The organism is Geobacillus sp. C56-T2 (genome assembly GCF_007829715.1).
Classification (GTDB): domain Bacteria; phylum Bacillota; class Bacilli; order Bacillales; family Anoxybacillaceae; genus Geobacillus; species Geobacillus icigianus.
In genome coordinates this window covers 1,886,182-1,908,265 of the sequence record NZ_VJWB01000001.1, presented here as the reverse complement: position 1 = coordinate 1,908,265, position 22,084 = coordinate 1,886,182, and the positions used below count along the sequence as shown (strand labels likewise).

Annotated in this window: 19 protein-coding genes and 1 pseudogene; 19 read left to right on the top strand and 1 reads right to left on the bottom strand. The window is 51.2% G+C overall.

What is annotated here, in order from left to right; genetic code table 11:
* Window positions 1–2: 2 nt before the first annotated feature.
* The 8 genes and pseudogenes from GC56T2_RS09505 (at window position 3) to GC56T2_RS09470 (ending at window position 8,446) form a co-directional block, all read left to right on the top strand.
* Window positions 3–446 (top strand): PTS mannitol transporter subunit IIA, encoded by a 444-nt coding sequence (locus tag GC56T2_RS09505; RefSeq protein WP_144974767.1) that lies wholly within the window; start codon window positions 3–5, stop codon window positions 444–446.
* The gene (locus GC56T2_RS09500) at window positions 446–1,609 is read left to right on the top strand and encodes a mannitol-1-phosphate 5-dehydrogenase (protein ID WP_144974765.1); all 1,164 of its coding nucleotides are present in this window, start codon (window positions 446–448) and stop codon (window positions 1,607–1,609) included. Before GC56T2_RS09505 ends, GC56T2_RS09500 begins: the two co-directional genes overlap by 1 nt.
* A 390-nt stretch (window positions 1,610–1,999) precedes the next feature.
* On the top strand, window positions 2,000–3,040 hold the full coding sequence (locus GC56T2_RS09495) for a Bug family tripartite tricarboxylate transporter substrate binding protein (RefSeq protein ID WP_144974763.1): 1,041 nt from the start codon (window positions 2,000–2,002) through the stop codon (window positions 3,038–3,040).
* A gap of 53 nt (window positions 3,041–3,093) precedes the next feature.
* A complete protein-coding gene (locus GC56T2_RS09490) occupies window positions 3,094–3,549 on the top strand; it encodes a tripartite tricarboxylate transporter TctB family protein (RefSeq protein ID WP_144974761.1) in 456 nt (151 codons plus the stop codon).
* Window positions 3,550–3,562: 13 nt separating this feature from the next.
* A complete protein-coding gene (locus tag GC56T2_RS09485; RefSeq protein WP_144974760.1) occupies window positions 3,563–5,089 on the top strand; it encodes a tripartite tricarboxylate transporter permease in 1,527 nt (508 codons plus the stop codon).
* 70 nt (window positions 5,090–5,159) lie between these two features.
* On the top strand, window positions 5,160–6,758 hold the full coding sequence (locus GC56T2_RS09480; RefSeq protein WP_144974759.1) for an ATP-binding protein: 1,599 nt from the start codon (window positions 5,160–5,162) through the stop codon (window positions 6,756–6,758).
* 13 nt (window positions 6,759–6,771) lie between these two features.
* Window positions 6,772–7,462: pseudogene (locus GC56T2_RS09475) on the top strand (response regulator).
* A 51-nt stretch (window positions 7,463–7,513) separates the two neighbouring features.
* On the top strand, window positions 7,514–8,446 hold the full coding sequence (locus GC56T2_RS09470) for an AEC family transporter (protein WP_144977197.1): 933 nt from the start codon (window positions 7,514–7,516) through the stop codon (window positions 8,444–8,446).
* A gap of 71 nt (window positions 8,447–8,517) precedes the next feature.
* Here GC56T2_RS09470 and GC56T2_RS09465 read toward each other — a convergent pair whose 3' ends face one another.
* A complete protein-coding gene (locus tag GC56T2_RS09465) occupies window positions 8,518–10,164 on the bottom strand; it encodes an alkaline phosphatase (RefSeq protein WP_144974758.1) in 1,647 nt (548 codons plus the stop codon).
* A 241-nt stretch (window positions 10,165–10,405) separates the two neighbouring features.
* Here GC56T2_RS09465 and GC56T2_RS09460 point away from each other — a divergent pair, with 241 nt between their 5' ends.
* The 11 genes from GC56T2_RS09460 (at window position 10,406) to GC56T2_RS09410 (ending at window position 22,083) form a co-directional block, all read left to right on the top strand.
* A complete protein-coding gene (locus GC56T2_RS09460) occupies window positions 10,406–11,461 on the top strand; it encodes a LacI family DNA-binding transcriptional regulator (protein ID WP_144974757.1) in 1,056 nt (351 codons plus the stop codon).
* On the top strand, window positions 11,448–12,992 hold the full coding sequence (locus GC56T2_RS09455) for a gluconokinase (RefSeq protein ID WP_144974756.1): 1,545 nt from the start codon (window positions 11,448–11,450) through the stop codon (window positions 12,990–12,992). The genes GC56T2_RS09460 and GC56T2_RS09455 overlap by 14 nt, the downstream gene beginning before the upstream one ends.
* A gap of 415 nt (window positions 12,993–13,407) precedes the next feature.
* Window positions 13,408–14,757 (top strand): GntP family permease, encoded by a 1,350-nt coding sequence (locus GC56T2_RS09450; protein WP_144974754.1) that lies wholly within the window; start codon window positions 13,408–13,410, stop codon window positions 14,755–14,757.
* A gap of 153 nt (window positions 14,758–14,910) precedes the next feature.
* Entirely contained in the window at window positions 14,911–16,308 is a 1,398-nt protein-coding gene (locus GC56T2_RS09445; RefSeq protein WP_144974752.1) for a methyl-accepting chemotaxis protein, read from the top strand.
* Between the two features lie 320 nt (window positions 16,309–16,628).
* Window positions 16,629–17,885, top strand: coding sequence for an urea ABC transporter substrate-binding protein (gene urtA / locus GC56T2_RS09440; protein WP_144974750.1), 1,257 nt, complete (start codon window positions 16,629–16,631; stop codon window positions 17,883–17,885).
* Window positions 17,886–17,946: 61 nt separating this feature from the next.
* A complete protein-coding gene (gene urtB, locus GC56T2_RS09435; RefSeq protein WP_172706439.1) occupies window positions 17,947–18,840 on the top strand; it encodes an urea ABC transporter permease subunit UrtB in 894 nt (297 codons plus the stop codon).
* Between the two features lie 9 nt (window positions 18,841–18,849).
* Window positions 18,850–19,908 (top strand): urea ABC transporter permease subunit UrtC, encoded by a 1,059-nt coding sequence (urtC, locus tag GC56T2_RS09430; protein WP_144974748.1) that lies wholly within the window; start codon window positions 18,850–18,852, stop codon window positions 19,906–19,908.
* Window positions 19,883–20,647, top strand: a complete 765-nt coding sequence (gene urtD, locus GC56T2_RS09425) for an urea ABC transporter ATP-binding protein UrtD (protein WP_031409120.1) — start codon at window positions 19,883–19,885, stop codon at window positions 20,645–20,647. Before urtC ends, urtD begins: the two co-directional genes overlap by 26 nt.
* The gene (gene urtE, locus GC56T2_RS09420; RefSeq protein WP_144974746.1) at window positions 20,626–21,327 is read left to right on the top strand and encodes an urea ABC transporter ATP-binding subunit UrtE; all 702 of its coding nucleotides are present in this window, start codon (window positions 20,626–20,628) and stop codon (window positions 21,325–21,327) included. The genes urtD and urtE overlap by 22 nt, the downstream gene beginning before the upstream one ends.
* Before the next feature lie 80 nt (window positions 21,328–21,407).
* The gene (locus GC56T2_RS09415; RefSeq protein ID WP_031409124.1) at window positions 21,408–21,713 is read left to right on the top strand and encodes an urease subunit gamma; all 306 of its coding nucleotides are present in this window, start codon (window positions 21,408–21,410) and stop codon (window positions 21,711–21,713) included.
* Window positions 21,714–21,756: 43 nt separating this feature from the next.
* Window positions 21,757–22,083 carry an urease subunit beta gene (locus tag GC56T2_RS09410; protein ID WP_144974744.1) on the top strand — a complete coding sequence of 109 codons (327 nt, stop codon included), beginning with the start codon at window positions 21,757–21,759 and terminating at the stop codon, window positions 22,081–22,083.
* Window position 22,084: the final 1 nt, after the last annotated feature.

Below are 22,084 nucleotides of genomic sequence, written 5' to 3'. Positions count from 1 at the left end.
GTATGTTGACCTATTCAATTTTAAATAAAGAAAACATTGTGCTAAATGCACAACCAAAAACGAAAGAAGAAGCGATTCGCCTAGCCGGCGACGTGCTCGTCAAGCAGGGGTATGTTGATCCAGCCTATGTGGACGCGATGCTGGAGCGGGAGGAACTGACCTCCACCTATATCGGCAACAGCGTCGCCATCCCGCACGGAACGGAAGCAGCGAAATCGCTCGTTAGGCATTCCGGCATTTCGATCGTGCAAGTTCCGGGCGGTGTTGACTTTGGCGGCAGCAATCAGGCAATGATCGTCATCGGCATTGCCGGCAAAGACGGGGAACATTTAGATATTCTTTCGAAACTGGCGCTTGTTTGCGCGGAAGCGGACCATGTCGAAGCGATGGCGAACGCCAAAACGGCCGAGGAAATTCTTGCGCTGCTCCATGAGGTGAACGGCTAATGCGGGCCGTCCACTTCGGCGCCGGCAACATCGGCCGCGGCTTTATCGGCAGCCTGCTGGCGGCGTCGGGATATGAGGTCGTGTTTGTCGATGTCAACGAACAAATCGTCCGTTTGTTGAAGGAGCGGGGAGCGTATCGCGTCATCGTTGCCGGCGAGCGGCGGGAAGAACAGTGGGTGCGCGGCGTTTCCGCTCTCAACAGCCAAACGGAACGGGAACATGTCATGGAGGCGATCGCGGCCGCCGATCTCGTGACGACCGCGGTCGGCCCGCACATTTTGCCGGCCATTGCGCCAGTCATCGCCGCTGGGCTCGAGCGGCGCTTCACAGTTCATCAGAAGCCGCTTCACGTCATTGCCTGTGAAAACATGCTCGGCGGCACGGAAGCGCTGAAAACGCACGTCTTTGCCCATCTTTCCGCGGCTGGGCAACAGCTGGCAGATGAAAACGTTGGTTTTCTCAATTGCGCCGTCGACCGCATCGTTCCAAACCAAACGAGCGATGATCCGCTCGCGGTGACGGTCGAGCCGTTTTTTGAATGGGCGATTGAAACGCGAAACGTCATCGGCGCCGTTCCGCCGATTCAAGGGGCGCATTTTGTCGCTGACTTAAGGCCGTATATCGAGCGCAAATTGTTTACGGTCAATACCGGCCACGCGTTGGCCGCCTATTTAGGCTATCAAAAACAATACCAAACGGTTCAGGAAGCCATGAAAGACAGCGACATCCGGACGAGTGTCGAGCAGGCGCTCGGTGAGTCGGGAGCTGTCTTAGTGAAAAAGCACGGATGGAATGAAGAAGAGCACCGTTCCTATATCGAAACGACGATCGAGCGTTTCATCAATCCGTCCCTTTCCGATGATATCATCCGCGTCGCCCGTTCACCGATTCGCAAGCTCGGGCCAAACGACCGGCTTATCGCTCCGGCTGTGCAATATTACACTTTATTCGACAGCGTGCCGTCCGCGCTTGTCAAAGGCATCGCCGCGCTCTTGCGGTTTGATGAGCCTAGCGATGCCGAAGCTGCTGTTCTTCAGCAAACGATTGAACAACACGGGATCGAAGGCGCGCTTCGGCAATACGCGGGACTGGAGCATGACCATCCGCTCGTCGTGGCGGTGAAGGAAGAATATCAAAAGATGCAAAAAGAGCGACAAAAATAAGAGGTTTGCCTCTTTTTACCGCTAGCCTTCGCGGCTGGCGGAATTTTTTTTCGAATATTGAACATGCCATCGCTTGTCAACTTCCGTTACGCTGCTGTCCGCCAAAGCAAATCTCCGGTTTCGTTGCAGTTTCCGTTTTTATGCAGAATCTTAAGAAAGGTGCCGGTCTCCGAGTCGTCCCTATTTCGCTCGCTCCCATTCTGCCGCTGCAGTCCCGTGAGACAAAGTGGAACGGGCAGAGTAAGTCCTTACAAGCCATCCTCATTAGGTTCGCATTGCTGTGAACAAAATGAACAAAATTCATTTTATTTTCAAAAACTTCACGTCAATTTTGTATCGTGATAAGGTTGTTTTTGAAAACGTTATCAAAAAATAAGGGGGCAAGGAGAAATGAAGAAAACAAAATGGTGGGGGTTGTTCGCTGCCGGGATGATGACACTGGCCTTGGCGGCCTGTGGCGGCAATGAATCATCAGGATCGAAATCATCCGGTTCGAACGCTGGCTCATCGGCCTCAGACTATCCGACGAAGCCGATCACTATTGTCGCTCCGTCTGGGGCGGGCGGCGGTTGGGATTTAACCGCCCGCGCGATTACGAAAGTGCTCGATGAGGCGGGGCTTGTCAAACAGACCATGACGGTTGAAAACAAACCGGGCGGCGGCGGGGCTGTCTTTATGGCCGAATACGCCACCCAAGATGTGAAAAACGACTACAAACTGTTTGTCAACTCTCCGCCGATTATTATCAACAACTTGAAAAAAGAAGGAAACAGCCCGTTTGGCTACAAAGACACAACGCCGCTCGCTCAGTTGACGAAAGACTTTGGCGCGATTGTTGTCAAAGCAGATTCCAAATTTCAGTCGTTGACCCAACTGCTTGATGCCATTAAACAAGATCCGAAATCGGTCACTGTGGCCGGGGGATCGGCGCCTGGTTCGATGGATCATTTAGTCGCCATTCTGCCAATCTATAAAGCTGGCATTGATCCGAAATCGATCAAATATGTTTCGTACGATGGTGGTGGCGAGGCGATGGCTGCGTTGCTTGGCGGCAACGCCGATGTCATTGCGACCGATGCCTCTTCTGTTGGCGAATATCTCAAAGCTGGTAAAGTGCGGGTGTTGGCGGTTTCAGCTCCGGAGCGCCTCGGCGGTGTGCTGAAGGACGTACCAACCATGAAAGAGCTTGGCGTTGATGCGGAATTTACGATTTGGCGCGGAGTTTTTGGGCCGAAGCAAATGTCCCCAGAAGCAAAAGCGTTTTGGGAAGAAACATTGAAAAAGTTGTCTGAGCACGAGAAGTGGAAAGAAGAACTGCAAAAACAAGGATGGGCGGCAGAATACCGCAATTCGGACGAGTTTACGAAATTTTTGCAAGAGCAAGAGCAACAAGTCGGTGATCTCCTAAAGTCGCTCGGTATGCATAAGTAAAGATCATGGGGAAGAACATTCTTCCCCTTTTTTCCAAGACAGGAGGTGCAACGATGAACAAAACGGCTGATCGAATCGCGGCGGTGGCATTCTTGGCGGTTGGTTCCTTGTTTATGGCGGAAAGCTTGCGCCTATCGAAAAGCGCCTACGGCAGTGCGGTAGGACCGAACGTGTTTCCGTTTTTGCTTGGACTTGTTCTGGCATTATTAAGCATCAAGCTGTTGTTTGAAACGAGAGGCTATAAGGATTCGGCGGGGGAGAAGCCGCCGCGGCAATATAAAAAGTTTCTCATCATTTTTGTCGCCGCCATCTTGTATGCAGCTTTGCTCGAAACGATCGGTTACGTGATTATGACCTTTCTTTTCCTCGTGGTCGGGTTTCAAACGATGGTCAAAGGAGCGCTGTGGAAGTCGGTCGTTATTGCGGCTGGCTTTTCGCTAGGCGTCTACGGCCTTTATGTCAAACTGCTTCAAGGAACGCTGCCAAGCTGGCCGGTTTGGTTCCAATGAAAGGAGGAGCAGCATGAGTACACTATCGTTTTTGCTTGATGGATTTCAGACGGCGCTACAGCCGCACAATTTGTTTTTCGCTTTTCTTGGTGTATTGATCGGCACGGCGGTCGGCGTGCTTCCTGGGATTGGCCCGATGAGCGGGGTGGCGCTGCTTATTCCGGTGACGGCGTCGATGACGTCCGGTCTTAGTCCGGAACAGGCGGCAGCCAGTTCGATCATCTTGCTGGCCGGTGTGTATTATGGGGCGATGTATGGCGGTTCGACGACATCGATTTTGTTAAATACGCCTGGGGAATCGTCATCGGTTGTCACAACGCTGGACGGCTATCAAATGGCCCGGCAAGGAAGGGCGGGGGCGGCGCTTGCGATTGCGGCGATCGGCTCTTTTGTCGCCGGAATCGTTTCGCTCATCGGCCTCGTGCTATTAGCTCAGCCGTTATCGAATGTCGCGTTGAAGTTCGGCCCGGCGGAATATTTTTCGCTCATGCTGCTCGGATTGGCGGCGGTGAGCGGACTGGCCGGCAAATCGATGACGAAAGCATGGATCATGACGGTGTTCGGTTTGTTGCTTTCCACGATTGGGCTCGACAACGTTTCCGGCGTGGCCCGCTTTACGTACGACATTTCCTATTTATACGGAGGTCTCGAGTTTTTAACCGTAGCGGTCGGGCTATTTGCGTTAGGAGAGGTATTCAAGTCCATTCTCCATCATGAGACGAACGACGGGGACATCGCCAAAATCGGGCGCATCTTGCCGACCAAATCGGACTTGAAAGAAAGTGCGGGGCCGATCGCCCGCGGATCGCTGCTTGGGTTTTTCATCGGCGTGCTGCCGGGAGCTGGAGCGACACTTGCTTCCTTTTTCTCGTATATTCTTGAAAAGAAAATGAGTAAACATCCAGAAAAGTTTGGCCAAGGGACGATCGCCGGCGTCGCGGCGCCGGAGTCGGCGAACAACGGCGCTTCTGGGGGAGCGATGATTCCGCTCTTGACACTAGGGATTCCCGGTTCGGGTACAACCGCGATTTTGATGGGTGCGCTTATTATGTACAACGTCCAACCGGGTCCGTTGTTGTTCGATGAGCATCCGGCTGTCGCCTGGGGATTGATCGCCAGCATGTTTATCGGTAACGTCATGTTGCTCATTCTCAACATGCCGCTCGTCAAAGTGTTCGCGAAAATTATCCAGACGCCGACGAAATATTTGTTGCCGCTTATTATTGCAATTTCTGTCTTTGGCGTGTATGCGGTGCAAGTGACGACGTTTGATGTGTTCCTGCTGCTGGCGTTTGGTCTGCTTGGCTACTGGCTTGCGGAGCACGACTATCCATTGGCACCGCTTGTGCTAGGGCTTGTTCTCGGGCCGATGATTGAAAACAATATGCGTCGGGCCTTGACGGCATCGAATGGCGATTATCTCGTTTTCGTTGAAAAGCCGATTTCGCTCGTTTTGTTGGTGATCGCCCTTTTATGGATTGCTGTGCCGTTTGTCATGAAGTTAAGAGGAAAAAGGGTCATTGTCAGTGAAGATATGTAATAATAAAAGAAAGACGTTCCGCCTAATGGGGGACTGTCTTTCTTTATTTTCCGTTTGAGGGGCAAAAGCGATGAAGCTTCAGACACGGTTAATGGTCATCATTTGTTCATTGTTGCTGCTTGTAATTGTGGTTTTAACGTTTCTGTTTCAACATATGTTTGCGGCGACGCTCAAACAGCAAATCGGCATGCGGGCGCTAAATGTGGCGGAGACCGTTGCCTCCACTCCGCTTGTGCGTGAGGCGTTTCACGATCCGAATCCGTCCGTGCGCTTGCAGCCGTTTGCTGAGCACATCCGCCAAAAGACGGGGGCGGAATATGTAGTGATCGGCAACCGTCAAGGCATTCGCTACGCCCATCCGCTGCCGGATCGGATCGGCAAACCGATGGTGGGGGGCGACAACGGAGAGGTGCTCAAAGGCAAGGCCATTATTTCCGAGGCGGTCGGTTCGCTCGGTCCGGCCATCCGTGGAAAAGCGCCGATTTTTGATGAAAACGGACATGTGATCGGCATTGTTTCAGTTGGTTTTTTGCTGGAGGATATTCAGCGCACGGTGTGGTCATACAGCGTGAAGATCTTTCTCTTCTCCGTTCTTGCCCTTTTGCTCGGGGCGGCGGGCGCAGTGGCGATTGCCAAGGCGGTGAAAAAATCGATTCACGGTCTTGAACCGGAAGAAATCGGCTTGTTGTATCAAGAAAAACAGGCGATTTTAGAAGCGATTCGTGAAGGAATCGTTGCCATCAATCAAGAGGGAACGATTACAATGGTCAATCGAACCGCGTTGAAGTTGCTTGGGTATGAGAACGAACGCGGTGTATTGGGAATGCCTATCTTACAGCTTATTCCCCACTCGAGGTTGCCTGAAGTCATTCGGACGGGGCAGGCGGAATTTGACGATGAAATGGTGTTAGGTGAAGAAACGGTCATTGCGAATCGCATTCCGATAAAAGATCAAACGGGCCGCGTGATTGGAGCGGTGTCGACGTTTCGCAACAAATCGGAGCTGTACCGCCTAACGAAAGAGCTGTCTCAGCTGCGAAGCTATGCGGATGCCTTGCGGGCGCAAACGCACGAATTTTCCAATAAGCTGTATTTGATCTCCGGCCTGATTCAACTGGAATCGTATGAGGAAGCGCTTGAATTGATTACAAAAGAAACCGACTTGCAACAAAACATTGTCCGGTTTATCATGAAGGAAATTCCGGATCCGATCATTGGCGGGCTGTTGATCGGCAAGTTCAATCGCGCCAACGAGCTAAAAATTACGTTTACGATTGATCGGGAAAGCAGTTTCCGCGATGTGCCACCTGCGATCGACCGCGACCATTTGGTGACGATTATCGGCAACTTGTTGGATAATGCCATGGAGGCGGCTCTCCATAACGGGAAAGAAGAGAAGCGAGTGACCATTTTTTTGACGGACTTGGGCGACGATTTGATTATTGAAGTGGAAGATAACGGTCCCGGCATTGATCCGGCTTTGGCGGAACGAATATATGAACGAGGGTTTTCGACAAAAGCCAATGGCCGTCGAGGATATGGGCTGGATCTCGTCAGTAAAGCACTGGCGATGCTTGGCGGGCAAATCACATGCGAGTCGAAGCAAGGAGCGGGAACGGTGTTTACCGTCATTATCCCGAAGCGGCTAGCTCAGGCTGGCCATCATTGAGAGGGGGGAAGAGATGTCGGTGATTCGTGTGCTGATTATTGAAGACGACCGCCGCATTGCCGAGATTAATCGGCGCTTTGTGGAAAAAGTAGAAGGGTATGAAGTGGTCGGCATCGCCACTAACGCTGAAGAAGCGAAGGAGCTGACCGAGGTGTTGCGGCCGGACGTTCTGTTGCTTGATGTCTATTTTCCGGACATGAACGGCCTCTCTTTTTTAAAGTGGGTGCGAACGTTTTTCCAATATCGACATCATTATGATCACAGCAGCGCGCGAAATTGACGCGCTAAAACAGGCGCTGCACGGCGGGGTGTTTGACTATATTATCAAACCGATGATGTTTGACCGTTTTGTGGAAACATTAAATCGGTATAAAGAGTATCACGGTAAAATGCAGCAGTGGATGAAAGAAAAAGAGTGGATCGATCAAGAGGATGTCGACAAACTGATCGGGCGGGAGGCCCCGGTTAGGGACCAACCGATGCTTCCGAAAGGCATCCAACCGCTAACCCTTGAAAAAGTGCTTATGGTGGTGAAACAGTGTCAAGATGGAGTGACGGCCGAAGAAGTCGGACGGCAAATCGGCACGAGCCGAACGACGGCCCGCCGGTATTTAGAGTACCTTGTCTCCACAGGGCAAGTATCGGCTGATATTGTTTACGGATCAGTCGGCCGCCCGGAACGGATTTATAAAAAGAGAGGTTGAGCAAGAAGTAAAGCGGCCTTCATCATGGATAAAGAAAGCGGGGGAAGAGCGTTGGCCGTTTTTAGTGGCATTTTGCTTCAAGTGATGGTTCCGATGCTGCTTATGGTCGGGGCGGGAGCGCTATTGCACCGTCTGTTTCATTTTGACATGAATACCTTGTCCAAGCTGAATATGTATGTGCTGTTGCCCGCCGTTGCGTTCATTAACGTGTATGACAGCGAATTGAACGGGAAAGTGTTGGCGTCCGTATTCGGCTTTCTTCTTTTGCAAAGCAGCGGATTGATCGTGTTGAGCATGATGATGGCAAAATGGTTCAAACTTGATCGAAGCATGGCGGCGGTGTTTCAAAATACGATTGTGCTCAACAACTCAGGCAACTTTGGCATTCCAGTGAGCCAATTGGTGTTTCACCAGCAGCCGCTTGGGGCGGCCATTCAAATTGTCGTAACCATATTTCAAAATTTTCTCACGAATACATATGGCGTTTACCAGTTTGTTTCGGGAAACGGGAAACAAGGAAAGTGGATCGCCGAACTGTGGAAAAACCCGGTTCTTCATGCGTTATGGCTAGGCGTTGTTTGCCGTTGGCTGCATGCCCCGATTCCCTCATTTGTATGGACGCCGCTTCAACGCATCGCTGACGCGTTTTTAGCCATCGCCCTCTTTACATTAGGAGCGCAAATCGCCTATGCCCGTTTTACCGCTTTGCCACCGCTATTGTATGTGAGCGTGTTGGGCCGCCTGCTTGTTTCGCCGCTATTGGCTGCGGCATTCATCTTTCTGTTAGGGCTTGATGGGGTGACGGCCCAAGCGCTGCTCATCGCCAGCTCCTACCCTTGTTCGCGCAACACCGCTTTGTACGCGCTCGAATACGATTGTCATCCCGACTACGCTGCCCAGGCAGTGCTGTTATCCACCATGCTTAGTGCCATCACAGTCACCGTTGTTGTTTACGCGTCCCAGCTGTTATTTCCGGGTGACTAAGAATCATAAATGGCAAACAACATATATGAAAAGCGCGGCCATGTCGCCGCGCTTTTTGTCAATAGATAGAATTATCGTGCTGTCTCGAATAAGTGAATTGCTTGTTTAGCAATCCAGAACCGCTCTCCGCTGTAAACGGTTAACCCTTCAAGCTCATATGTTTGATTGTCGATGTGCATGATGTTTTTATTCACCGGAAGCTTTGCGATTTTCTTTCCTTTTTTCACAACGAGAACCGGATTCGCGGCGTCCGTTCGGTCGATGGCAACAGTAGCGCCGATAGCTTCAAATTCTTTTTTGGCATCGACAAACAGACGTTTGTTGAGCTTGTGCAAGTCAAAGCCCATCGCTTTGGCCATGATATGGGCCAAATCCGTGTTCTCAAACGTCCCGATCGGACGGTTCGGACCATAGGTGTACAGAAACACGTCCTCTCCTGTATGACCGCCGGTCGTGAAGCCAAGATTTGCCCGTGCCGCTAAGAGTTCTGCGAATGTTTTGCGAAGGTCTGTTGATTCGCTTAATTTCTTTTTCTCTTCCGCTGTCAACCGGTCAAGACCGTATAACTGAGCGACTTCTTCAAGGTTCGATCTGTCAGGTTGTAACCGGCTTAGCGCCCCGTCTAATGTCATTTTGGCTTTTTTCAGCGGCTCGATATAAGCCGAAACAGGGGTTTCTGGGTATGTTTGATCGGTGTTTCGGTTGCCGATCGTGATGCCGCTGTTGCCGTGGTCGCTCACGGCAATTACAAGCGTATCATTGCGCTTTTTGGCAAAGGAGAGAGCTTCTTTCACTGCTGCGTCAAACGCCAGCACTTCGCTGATTATGCCGACCGGGTCGTTTGCATGGGCGGCCCAGTCGACTTGGCTGCCTTCAACAAACAAGAAGAACCCGTCTGGATCTTTAGATAACGTTTCGATGGCTTTTTTCGTCATTTCCGCCAATGTCGGTTCATTCGCTCTCGTATAAGGGCGGTTCATATCCTGTGCCATGGCGTCATTGGCGAAGACGCCCCAAATTTTACGGGATTTCGAGTGAAGCAGCTCATTCCTTGTTTCGACGATGTCGTACCCTTTTTCTTTGATCGCTTCAAGCAGATTTTCGTTGTCTTTCCGGTTGTTTTTCCCGCTTCCTGGAATAAGTGCTTCTTTGCCGCCGCCTAAAACGACTTCAATGTTTTGGTATACTTGTTGTTCAGCAATATCAGAAAACCAATTGCGATGTTCGACATGGGCAGAAAACCCGGCTGGTGTAGCATGCTGGATGGCTGATGTGGCAATGATCCCGGTTGATTTTCCTTGCAGTTCAGCTCCTTCCAATACATTGGCGACCGGTTTTTTCGCTTCTTCTTTTGGAACCGAAGCGACTCCGGGAGAATTGACGATGCTTGGCAGGATGCCAATATACTTGTCATTCGACTTAAAGCCGGTCGCCATAGCGGTGGCCGCTGGAGCGGAGTCAGTAATCGCTGATTCGGCAGAGTACGTTCGTACGGCGCCGCTCGCCATCTCATCTAAAGCGAGCGGGGCACCTTTGTACCAACGGGCCAACGTCGTTGCTCCAGCGCTTGTTCCGTCCATCACCATCATAATGACGTTTTTTACATGCCCTTGTTTGTCTTTCTTTTTCTCCTCCACGCGCGCCGCAAACGCGAACGAACCAGCCGTCAAGGATCCGATAAGTGCCAAACTAACAATCTTTTGATGAATAGGTTTCAATATTCCATCCCCCTTTCGCAGTGTTTGCTATGATTATAGAAAATGTTTATGGATCGGTGATGTAGATTCAGTGAATAACTTGTAAAGACTTTGTTACAGAGGGATAAAAAGGGATCAAAAAGCGGGGGGCGAGCAGAAAAAAGTATTGTAAATCGCTTTCATATTATTTATAATAAAGCTAAACCGGTTTATGAAAGCGCTTTGAGAGCTAAATCGATTTAGGACAAGAGAGGGATCCCTGTTGAAAAAAGTCACGATGGCCGATGTCGCGAAATTGGCCAACGTTTCCAAAAGCACGGTTTCGCAATATTTGAACAAACGCTACGAGTATATGAGCGAGGAAACGAGAAAGCGCATCGCCGAGGCGATTGAGGAACTTGGCTATCAACCGAACGTGATCGCCCGCAGTTTGAAACAAAAAACGACGGCGACCATTGGCGTGATCGTTTTTAATATGCTTCATATGTTGACGACGCAAGTGCTGCACGCGATTGAAGAAGAGTGCCAAAAACGCGGCTTTCAAGTCATTGTCTCCAACTCCGGCGATGATCCGGAAAAAGAGAGAACATACATCGAGATGCTGCTGGCGAAACAGGTCGATGGGTTGATCGTCTTTCCGACGGGGAAAAATGAAGACGTTTACCAACGCCTTGCCGCCGAGCGGTTTCCGCTCGTCTTTGTTGACCGGATGGTGCCGGGAGTCGAGGTGGACAGCGTGCTGTTAGACAACTTTGGCGCAGCGGAGATGGCGGTTGATTATTTAGCATCGGGCGGTTATGACCGCATCGCCATTGTCACCCCGCCGCTCGTTCCTTACAACGTGCCGCGGATGGAACGGTTGGCAGGGTTTCGGGCGGCGATGGCGAAAAGAGGATTGGATATTGACGATAGGAATATCATCGCCGCCGATCCGGCCGCGCTGCCTGAGGAACTGAAAAAACGGTTTGCTGACCCCCGCCGGCCCAACGCCTTGTTTGCGATTAACGACTTGACATTGATGGGCGTTTTACGGTTTGTAAAAGAAAACGCCATTCGCATGCCGGACGAACTCGCGCTGATCAACATTGACGACGTGCCGTTTGCCGATATTTACACGCCGGCCCTGACCACGATCGCCCAGCCGACGTTTGCGATGGGGAAAAAGGCAGCTGAGCAGGTATTTTTACAAATCGACCGGAAACGGTCGGGCAAACCGCACGTGTTTCGTTTCTCTCCGGTGTTGATGGAACGGACATCGATTAGACGGGAAAAGGCTAAAAGGCTTGAGGAAAGGAGGAGAAACGGTGACGATCCATGAACAGGTGGTCATTGGCATCGATATCGGGACGACTAGCACGAAAGCGGTCGTTTTCGGCGAACGCGGTCGGGTGTTGGCTTCCTATGCCGTTGATTATCCGATCATCCAGCCGCATCCAGGCTTTGCCGAACAAGATCCGGAAGAGCTGTTTGCGGCGGTCATTCAAGCCGTCGGGGCGGTGACGATCCGCCATCGGATTCGTCCCGAGCAGGTGAAAGCGATCGGGTTGAGTGCGGCCATGCACTCGATCATGGCGCTTGACGAATCGGGGCGGCCGCTTACTCGCTTACTCATTTGGGCCGATAACCGAAGCATCGCCCAAGCGGAGCGGCTGCTGAAAGAGAACAACGGTCTTGACATTTATCGGCGGACGGGAACGCCGATCCATCCGATGTCTCCGTTGCCGAAACTGCTTTGGTTGAAAGAGAAGCAGCCGGATGTGTTTCGGCAAGCCCGTTGGTTTGTCTCTGTGAAAGATTATGTGCTTTACCGCTTATATGGCGACTATATCGCTGACCATTCGCTCGCTTCAGCGACCGGTTTGTTCCGCCTCGATACGCTCGATTGGGATGAGGACGTGCTTTCGTTTCTTGGCATAAGCCGCGAGCGGCTGCCGCGTTTAGTCCCAGCGACATACATCTTGCAAGGGATGAAGAAAGAATGGGCGGATAAAATGGGGGTATCCGCTGATGTGCCGGTCGTCATCGGCGCAAGTGACGGCGTGCTCGCCAACATCGGTGTCGGCGCGGTGCTTCCGGGCGAGGCAGCCATTACGATCGGGACGAGCGGAGCAGTGCGGACGATCGCCGCTGCCCCGACGACCGATGAAAAAGGGCGGACGTTTTGTTATGCGTTGACGCCTGGCTATTGGGTCGTTGGCGGGCCGACGAACAACGGCGGCATTTTGCTTCGCTGGCTGCGCGACGAGTTTGGCGCTCAAGAGCGGGAAGTGGCGAAAAAGCTCGGCATCGATCCGTACGATTTGTTGACGAAATATGCCGAACGCGTCGCGCCCGGAGCGGAAGGACTGGTGTTTTTGCCGTTTTTATCAGGCGAGCGGGCGCCGTATTGGAACGCGAACGCGCGCGGGACGTTTTTTGGCCTTGGCCTTCACCATCGGCGCGAACATTTGATTCGGGCGGTGATGGAAGGTGTCTGCTTCAGCATCGTATCGGTAGCGCTCGCGATCCGCGATGTCACCGGGCCAATGACCGAAATCCGCGTCTCCGGAGGTTTTGCGAAATCGCCGTTTTGGCGGCAAATGCTTTCCGATATGCTCGGCAAACCGCTCATTGTGCCGCAGACGCACGAGGCGTCGGCGCTGGGAGCGGCAGCGGTGGCGCTCCATGCGTTAGGGGAACTGCCATCTTTGGAAATGGTGAAGACGTGGATGGACACGACCGCCCGCCATGAGCCGAAGGAAGAACATACGCTTATTTACGCTGAGCTGTTTGATTTGTACAGCCGCTTATATGAGCGGTTAAAAGAGGAGTTTGACATCATCGCGGCGTTTCAGCGACGAGGAGGGTAACAGGCGCTGTCACCTAAATCGGTTTAGGAAGCATCGGCTGCTCCTAAATCGATTTAGGAGAACGTGCGGCCTCGCTTACGCCTTGCTGAAAACGCTTGCTCGTGGAACGAATTTGATTGCTTTGAGACGTTGAGAAAAGGAGAGGAGGTGAAGAGCGTCGGCAGGATGAAACCTCAGCCTTGATGGTTGCGCACCTGCCACGTGAGCACATCACTCAAGAAGAAACGATGGTCGAAAAGTCAATCAATAATATGGTGATGACATAGCGTATACCGCTTTTCCGACGGATCGTTTTCTCCAATCGAAAAAACCTTGCAACATCGGTTCTTCTTTGCATAATGGACGTTTATGGATTGGGAGAAACCGCTGTTTTTCACCGCTTTCTTAAATAGAAGAATACAAGGGGGAACAAGTCATGGGAATTGCCATTGTCATTGCCGCCATTATTGTTTTATTGTTATTGATTACCGCGGCGAAAATGCATCCGTTTGTCGCACTCATTTCCGTTTCCGTCGGTGTCGGGCTGGCGATGGGGATGCCGCTCATCGCTCCGTCGCCGGAAACACCAGGGATCATCGACTCGATTAAAGCAGGGCTTGGCAATACGCTCGGCTTTTTAGCGATCGTCTTGGCGCTTGGGACGATGCTCGGCAAAATGATGGCTGAGTCGGGCGGTGCGGAGCGCATTGCGAAAACGTTAATCAATCGGTTTGGCCAAAAACGCGTCCATTGGGCGATGATGGTCGTCGCCTTTTTAGTCGGGATTCCCGTCTTTTTCCAAGTCGGCTTTGTGCTGCTCATTCCGCTCGTCTTTACGATCGCAATCGAGACAGGTATCTCGCTTGTGACGATCGGCATTCCGCTTGTCGCCGGTTTGTCGGTGGTGCACGGCCTCGTCCCGCCGCACCCGGCGGCGATGGCGGCTGTCAGCATTTTTCAAGCTGACGTTGGAAAGACCATTCTTTATTCGATTATCGTCGGCCTACCGACGGCAATCATTGCCGGACCGCTGTTTGGCAAATGGATCGGCTCGCGCATACACAAACCCGTGCCGGCCGAAATTGCTGAGCAGCTCGTGCAGCAGAAAGAAGCGCGTGAACTTCCGGGCTTTGGAAATACGCTGTTTACCATTTTGCTTCCCGTTATTTTGATGTTGATTGCTTCTGTGGCCAACGTGACGCTTGATCAAAAGTCTGAAGCAGCGAAAGTGTTGCGCTTTATCGGCGATCCGATCGTCGCGCTGTTGATCGCCACGGTTTATTCATTCTTTAGCCTAGGCTATGCCCGCGGCTTTAACCGCGATGCTGTCCTGAAATTCGCCAACGACTGCCTCGGTCCGGTCGCAAACATCTTGCTTGTCATCGGGGCAGGCGGCGCGTTCAACAAAGTATTGCTTGATTCCGGCATCGGCAATCAAATCGCAGAGGTGGCGAAACACTCGCACTTATCCCCGCTCCTGTTAGGCTGGGGCATCGCCGCTCTCATCCGCGTGGCGACCGGGTCAGCGACCGTGTCGATGATGACCGCGGCCGGCATCGTTGCGCCGATTGCTGCGAGCATTCCGGGAACGAACGCGGAGCTCCTCGTTTTGGCGACCGGCGCCGGGTCGTTGATCTTGTCACATGTCAATGACTCCGGGTTCTGGATGATCAAAGAATATTTCGGCATGACGGTCAAGGAAACGCTCATGACATGGACAGTGATGGAAACGATTATTTCGGTGGTGGCGTTTATGTTCGTCTTGCTGTTAAATGTGGTTCTATAACAACAGAGTGGAAGAGGGTGTCTCGAAAGGATCGAGACCCCTCTTTCATTATGACATCCTTATTTTCGTCGGTGTCGCTTGTTTTGACATGTTCCTTTCATTTATTTTATGTTATAATAATGTAATAAAATATTACATAAGGAGTGACAAAAGTTGATTTTTGCGAGGCGTGCAGAGAGAAAAACAAGGAGTGAATCTGCTAGGTCAGAGCAGGAGGAAAAGCGTGAAGAACGAAACCAAATCGCTCGGCAAATTGTGGTGGCCGTTGATCAGCTCAAGGCGGTGATGGAACAGATGAAACTGGCGGCGCTTTCGCTAAGTCACATTTCCGATTCAAGCCAGAACAGCGCGGCAGAGCTGATGAGCCATAGCGAAAAAACAGTCGAGTATACAGAGAAAGTAGCGAAAAAAATGCGGGCCATCGAGGAAGCGGCTAAGGAAATTGCCGCATCTTCGAACGACATTCATGTAAGCAGCCGGCAGTTTTCTGAACAATGGATGCATTCATGGAATTCATTAGAAACGTTGCAAAAGGAAATCCGAACATTGCGCTCCCGCCATGAAACATTGCTGAGACAAATGGACCACCTTGTTTATCATTCGCAACGCATCAATCAAATTATATCGGCGATCGGTGAGATTTCACAAAAAACGAGAATTTTATCGCTAAACGCCAACATAGAAGCGGCTCGTGCCAGAGAACACGGACTTGGGTTTGCGGTCGTTGCGCGTGAAATTGGCATGCTAGCCAATCAAACATCGGAGGCGGTTCAACAAACGCAGGACATTTTGTCGCTCATTCAAGGGGAAATCGCAGCGACGACCGATATCGTTCGTGAAGAAACAAAGCAGATCGATGTCGAAGAAAAAGAAATGGAAGCGATTATGACGTTCCTTCATTCATTGCAGCAGCAGCTGAATAATATGATGGGCCTCGTCTCTTCTTCTGCTGAGTCAGCATCCGGGCAGTCGGATAGCGTGAAAGAAATTGTCGGCCTGCTTGAAGAAATTGTGCAATTGAGCCAGGAAAATCAACAGTTTGTCGAGCGGGTGGCGGCGGATATGAACGAACAACATGAGAACGTCAGGCAGATCTTGCGCATTCACGAAGCGTTGCAAAAGACGGCGGAGGATCTGCAGCAAACAGTCGGACGTGATTGGATGAGAGAAACGATTTTTGTGGATGATGCAGTCGTAAAAAACGCGATTCATAAACTATCAGCTTTGCTTCAGTCGGCTCCGTTGGAACAAATGGATGAGATCATCCACTGTCGGGTACTGGACCAATTTTTAGCCCAGAACGGAGAATTTGAGGCTGTTTGGTCGAATCGTCTTGATGGCACGTTTGTCTATTCGAATCCACCAGCCGGATTGGTCAACGCCAAAGTTCGGTCGTGGTTTCAGGAAGCCAGTAAAGGAACAGTGTACGTTTCTGATCCGTATGTGTCGGCATTGACGAAACGTGTTTGTGCCACGGTTTCCGCTCCCATTGCGAATCATAACGGTCAAATTGTCGGAGTTATCGGAGCGGATTTGGCGCTTTCGAAATGAGAGATGCCCCAAAAAAGGTGCATGTGTGCCTTTTTGGGGTGTTTTTTGTTTTTTAGGCACGAATGACTTTAGAAACAAGGGGGATGCTTTTTTGTGATAATAAATATAACAAAAATATGTTATAAAATATGACAATACTGTTGAATCAATGATATCTAGGCCTTACACTGCTAATCAAGAATACATCCTCAAGATGGTTTACACAAAATGGATATCGCTCGTCACCTTTGAGGAACAAGGGAGGGAGGCCGCTTTCCTAGATTAACGAAATATAAGGAATCATTGGTTTTTAGAAATGAATAAGGGGGAAGGATGTCCGAATGAAACCAAAATTCATGCGGAAGTTATGGTTGCTTTTCTGCATCAGCGTTTTTGCCCTTGGTGGATGTGCGGCGTCATCAGCTATGGATCAAGCAAAAAACGAAAACAAAAAGGATTCGTCTTCGGCTAGTAAAGAAGGCGATACGGTCAAAGTAGGGATTCTCCATTCGCTGAGCGGGACGATGTCCATCAGTGAAGTGTCGCTGCGCGATGCCGAATTAATGGCGATCGAGGAAATCAATGCATCCGGAGGGCTGCTCGGCAAGAAAATTGAACCGGTTGTGGAAGATGGGGCATCGGACTGGCCGACGTTTGCCGAAAAGGCGAAAAAACTGCTGCAAAAAGATCGAGTGGCCACCATTTTTGGCGGTTGGACATCGGCAAGCCGCAAAGCGATGCTTCCGGTTGTGGAGCAAAACAACGGGCTGCTTTGGTATCCGGTGCAATATGAAGGGATGGAGTCATCACCGAACATCTTTTACACCGGGGCGACGACGAATCAACAAATCGTTCCGGCGGTTAGTTGGCTCTTGAAAAACCGTGGCAAAACGTTTTTCTTGCTTGGGTCGGATTACGTCTTTCCACGGACCGCGAACAAAATCATCAAGGCTCAACTGAAGGCCGAAGGCGGGCAAGTGATCGGTGAAGAATATACGCCGCTCGGCCATACCGATTATAGCACCATTATCAGCAAAATCAAACAAGTGAAACCGGCTGTTGTCTTCAATACGCTCAACGGCGATAGCAATGTCGCCTTTTTCAAACAGTTGAAAGACGCTGGCATTACGCCGAAAGACGTGACGGTGATGTCCGTCAGCATCGCAGAAGAAGAAATCCGCGGGATCGGGCCGGATGTGTTGGCCGGTCATTTGGCTGTGTGGAACTATTTCCAGACGACCGATACACCGGAGAATAAGGCGTTTGTACAAAAGTATAAACAAAAGTACGGACAAGACCGCGTGACTGATGATCCGATTGAAGCGGCGTATACAGCAGTTCATTTATGGGCCGAAGCGGTGAAAAAAGCCGGTTCCTTTGATGTGGATCAAGTGAAAAAAGCTGCGGCCGGCCTTGAATACAAGGCGCCGGAAGGAACGGTGAAAATTGACGGGGAAACGCAACATCTATGGAAAACGGTGCGCATTGGCGAAATCCAAGCGGACGGACAATTCAAAGAGTTATGGAATTCCGGCCAGCCGGTGAAGCCAGATCCGTATTTAAAGAGCTACCCATGGGCGAAGGGATTAAGTGAATAGTTCACTTGGAAGGAAGGGGTTTCCTTCCTTCTCGCCCAGCGGACATGAGAGGGGGATAGCGATGTTCATCGACCAATTATTCAACGGGCTGAGCCTCGGTTCAATTTTGCTTTTGATTGCCATAGGGTTGGCGATCACGTTCGGGCTGATGGGTGTCATCAATATGGCGCACGGTGAATTGATGATGGTCGGAGCGTATACGACTTATGTGACCCAACAATGGTTTGCCAACGATATGCCGCACTCGGCAGGACTGTATTTTGTCGTTGCCATTCCGTTGTCATTTTTGATCGCCGCTCTGCTTGGCTGGGGGTTGGAAAAAAGTTTAATCCGTCATTTGTATCGCCGTCCGTTGGACAGTTTGTTAGCGACATGGGGGATCAGTTTGATTTTGCAGCAGACGGCCCGCCTCATCTTTGGGGCGCCCAACGTGGCCGTTGTGCCGCCAAGCTGGCTCGATGGCGGAATCCGCTTGTTCGGGGCGGTGTTTCCGTATAAACGGTTGTTTATTCTTTGTCTTGTGTTGGCGATCGTTTTCTTTCTCTATCTGTATTTAATGAAAACACGAACTGGCCGACGCATTCAAGCTGTTACCATGAACCGGTCGATGGCGGCCTGCCTCGGCATTGCCACGCAAAAGGTCGATGCTTACTCGTTTGCCATCGGTTCAGGGTTGGCGGGAGTGGCGGGATGCGCGTTGACCTTGCTTGGGCCGATCGGGCCAACGATCGGCACTTACTATATTGTCGATGCGTTTATGGTCGTCATTTTAGGGGGAGTAGGAAAACTGGCCGGGACGATGCTGGGGGCATTTGGCATTGGCTTGATTTCGACGTTCGTCGAGTATTCCACAAGCGCCACTATGGCCAAAGTCATTGTGTTCGTTTTGATTATTGCGTTCTTGCAATGGAAACCATCCGGTCTTCTTAACGTGAGAACGCGGTCGCTTGATTGAGGGGGGAGCATAGTGAATCAACGTTGGGGATACTGGCTGTTTTTTGCCGCCTTGTTTCTTGCGCCGTTTTATTTGACTGAGTTTCGCTTGTCCCTGCTCGGCAAATTTCTTTGCTTGGCCATCGTGGCGGTCGGCATCTCCCTCATTTGGGGTTATACCGGCATTTTGAGCCTTGGCCATGGGGTGTACTTCGGATTAGGCGCTTATTGCATGGCGATGTATTTGAAGCTCGAAGCTTCGCGAGGGCATTTGCCTGATTTTATGGAATGGAGCGGCGTACGCGAACTGCCCTGGTTTTGGAAGCCGTTTGCGTATCCTATGGCGGCCATTGCCGCTGCGATCGCTCTTCCTACGTTGCTAGCTGCGCTATTAAGCTATTTCACATTTAAAAATCGGATTAAAGGCGTCTATTTTTCTCTTCTCTCCCAGGCGGTGGTCGTCGTATTGGTGACATTGTTTATCGGCAAGCAAGAATGGACAGGTGGAACGAACGGCTTGACCAATTTTTCAACTGTATTTGGTTTTTCGCTATCATCGCCGCTCACGCAAATCGTTTTGTATTGGCTGACAACAGTCTGTCTCGCTCTCATTTTCGTCGCGGCGCGCCGCTTGACGTCCGGACGGTTGGGGAAGGTGCTCATCGCGATTCGCGACGCGGAAAACCGGGTCCGTTTTTTAGGATTCAATCCGACCGTCTATAAAGTGTTTGTGTATAGTTTGTCGGCAGCTTTTGCCGGGGTGGCCGGAGCGTTGTTTGTCCTGCAAGTCGGGCTTATTTCCCCAGAGATGATGGGGATTATTCCTTCAATTGAAATGGTGTTATGGGTGGCTGTCGGCGGACGCCACTCGCTCATGGGCGCGATCGTTGGCGCGATTGTCATGAACACGGCGAAAAGTTTTTTAAGCGAAAATTATCCCGACCTATGGTTGCTTTTGTTAGGCGCGCTGTTTGTCGTTGTTGTGTTATTCGTGCCGAAAGGATTGGCGGGCATTTATGAATCGCTCGTTGCTGTTCGCATCAAAGCAAAAAGGGGGCATGAACGTGAAGCCCGTGTTGATGTGTCGTGATGTGATTGTTGACTTTGATGGATTTCGCGCTTTGCAAGGTGTTGATCTCGCCGTTTACCCTCATGAAGTGCGGTTTTTGATCGGCCCGAACGGAGCGGGGAAAACAACACTTCTCGATGTCATTTGCGGACGGACGAGAGCGACGGACGGTCGAGTGATGTTTTTCTCCCATGACATCACGAAACAGCCGGAATACGAGATCGTGCAAATGGGGATTGCCCGGAAGTTTCAAAGCCCTTCCATTTTTCCGTTTTTGACAGTATGGGAAAATATGGAGTTGGCCATTCGTCAAGATCGGCGCTTGCGTTCTGTTTTGCGGGCGAAGCGGACCGAAGAAGAGGAAGAGATCATGGCAGCCCAACTAGAGAGAATGGGATTGCTTGATGAACGTCATCGCTTAGCCGGCACTCTGTCTCATGGACAAAAACAGTGGTTGGAAATCGGCATGCAACTGATTCAGCGTCCGCAACTTCTCCTATTGGATGAGCCGATTGCTGGCATGAGCGCAGCGGAACGGGAGCGCACGGGGGAATGGCTTCATGAAATTGCTGAACATTGTGCGGTGATCATTGTGGAGCATGATATGGACTTTGTCCGCCGCTATTCGAAACAAGTGACGGTGATGCATGAAGGAAAAGTATTGTGCGAAGGCTCGATTGATGAGGTGCAGCAAAACGAACAAGTCATCGATGTGTATCTTGGAAGGAGGAAAAACGCATGTTATGTCTCCGGAATGTAACCGCTGGCTATGATGAAAGTGTTGTGCTCGATCAAGTTCGCATGGAAATTCCTCTCAGCCGGGTGACAGCGGTGTTAGGCAGAAACGGGGTCGGCAAAACGACGTTGATGAAAACGATCATCGGGTTGATTCGCCCGATGTCAGGCGTGATCGAATGGGAAGGAGAAGATATCACGCGATGGCCGCCGGAGCGGCGGGCGCGGGCAGGGATCGGTTATGTGCCGCAAGGGAGGGAAATTTTCTCTGCGCTGACAGTGGAAGAAAATCTCCTTCTCGGGTTGGAAGCGCAGGCCGAGAACGTCCGTCCTCAGCCGATCCTTGAGGAAATATATGCATTATTTCCAGTCTTAAAAGAGATGCGCCAGCGAAAGGGAGGGGATTTAAGCGGCGGACAGCAACAACAGCTGGCCATCGCCCGCGCGTTAGCCGGCGAGCCGAAACTGCTCTTGCTTGATGAACCGATGGAAGGCATTCAGCCGTCGATCGTTGAGTTGATTCATGATGTGATTATGAAAATCGCCGAAGAAAAGCAGGTCGGCATCGTGTTGGTCGAACATAACGTGGAGCTGGCGTTTTCTTGTGCCGATCATTTCTATATTTTGGATTGCGGCACTGTCGTGGCGAAGGGGGATGTCGATGAGGCGGATTTGACTTATATTCAATCGTTTCTTGCTGTTTAAGCCACAGGCCGCGGGTTAGCGATGAGAGATTTCTTGAACCTGCGAGAATAGGTGGGGGCATTTAAGAGGGGGAGAGATGAGTGAAACTGACTCCGCGCGAACAGGAAAAGCTGTTGATCGTCGTGGCCGCCGATTTGGCGCGCCGCCGGAAAGAACGAGGATTGAAACTGAATTATCCGGAAGCGGTGGCGCTCATTACGTATGAGCTGTTGGAAGGCGCCCGCGACGGACGGACGGTGGCGGAGCTGATGCAATACGGCGCAACGATTTTGACGCGGGACGATGTGATGGAAGGCGTCGCTGACATGATTGAAGAGATTCAAGTGGAAGCGACGTTTCCCGACGGTACGAAACTCGTCACCGTCCATCAGCCGATCCGGTCGTAACGACGCCGGTCGATTCAATGAAAGTGGATAAAGGAGTGGTCCTATGATCCCAGGAGAATATCGATTGCGTGACGAACCGATTGTTTGCAATCGGCAGAAACCAGTCACGAAACTGACGGTCATCAACCGCGGCGACCGCCCGGTGCAGGTTGGTTCCCATTTTCACTTTTTTGAAGTCAACGCATTTCTTGAATTTGACCGGCAGGCGGCGTATGGAAAGCATTTGAACATTCCAGCCGGGACAGCGGTTCGTTTTGAGCCCGGAGATGCGAAGCAAGTAGAGCTTGTTCCGTTCTCCGGCGAACGCCGGGTGTACGGATTAAACAATATGGTCAACGGCCTCCTTGATGGCAGCAAGAAGGGAGAGTAAG

Excerpts from the sequence above, each read along its gene's own strand:
- GC56T2_RS09505 (WP_144974767.1), top strand. The coding sequence starts at position 3 with ATGTTGACCTATTCAATTTTAAATAAAGAAAACATTGTGCTAAATGCA.
- GC56T2_RS09500 (WP_144974765.1), top strand. The coding sequence starts at position 446 with ATGCGGGCCGTCCACTTCGGCGCCGGCAACATCGGCCGCGGCTTTATC.
- GC56T2_RS09495 (WP_144974763.1), top strand. The coding sequence starts at position 2,000 with ATGAAGAAAACAAAATGGTGGGGGTTGTTCGCTGCCGGGATGATGACA.
- GC56T2_RS09490 (WP_144974761.1), top strand. The coding sequence starts at position 3,094 with ATGAACAAAACGGCTGATCGAATCGCGGCGGTGGCATTCTTGGCGGTT.
- GC56T2_RS09485 (WP_144974760.1), top strand. The coding sequence starts at position 3,563 with ATGAGTACACTATCGTTTTTGCTTGATGGATTTCAGACGGCGCTACAG.
- GC56T2_RS09480 (WP_144974759.1), top strand. The coding sequence starts at position 5,160 with ATGAAGCTTCAGACACGGTTAATGGTCATCATTTGTTCATTGTTGCTG.
- GC56T2_RS09450 (WP_144974754.1), top strand. The coding sequence starts at position 13,408 with ATGGGAATTGCCATTGTCATTGCCGCCATTATTGTTTTATTGTTATTG.
- urtA (WP_144974750.1), top strand. The coding sequence starts at position 16,629 with ATGAAACCAAAATTCATGCGGAAGTTATGGTTGCTTTTCTGCATCAGC.
- urtB (WP_172706439.1), top strand. The coding sequence starts at position 17,947 with ATGTTCATCGACCAATTATTCAACGGGCTGAGCCTCGGTTCAATTTTG.
- urtE (WP_144974746.1), top strand. The coding sequence starts at position 20,626 with ATGTTATGTCTCCGGAATGTAACCGCTGGCTATGATGAAAGTGTTGTG.
- GC56T2_RS09410 (WP_144974744.1), top strand. The coding sequence starts at position 21,757 with ATGATCCCAGGAGAATATCGATTGCGTGACGAACCGATTGTTTGCAAT.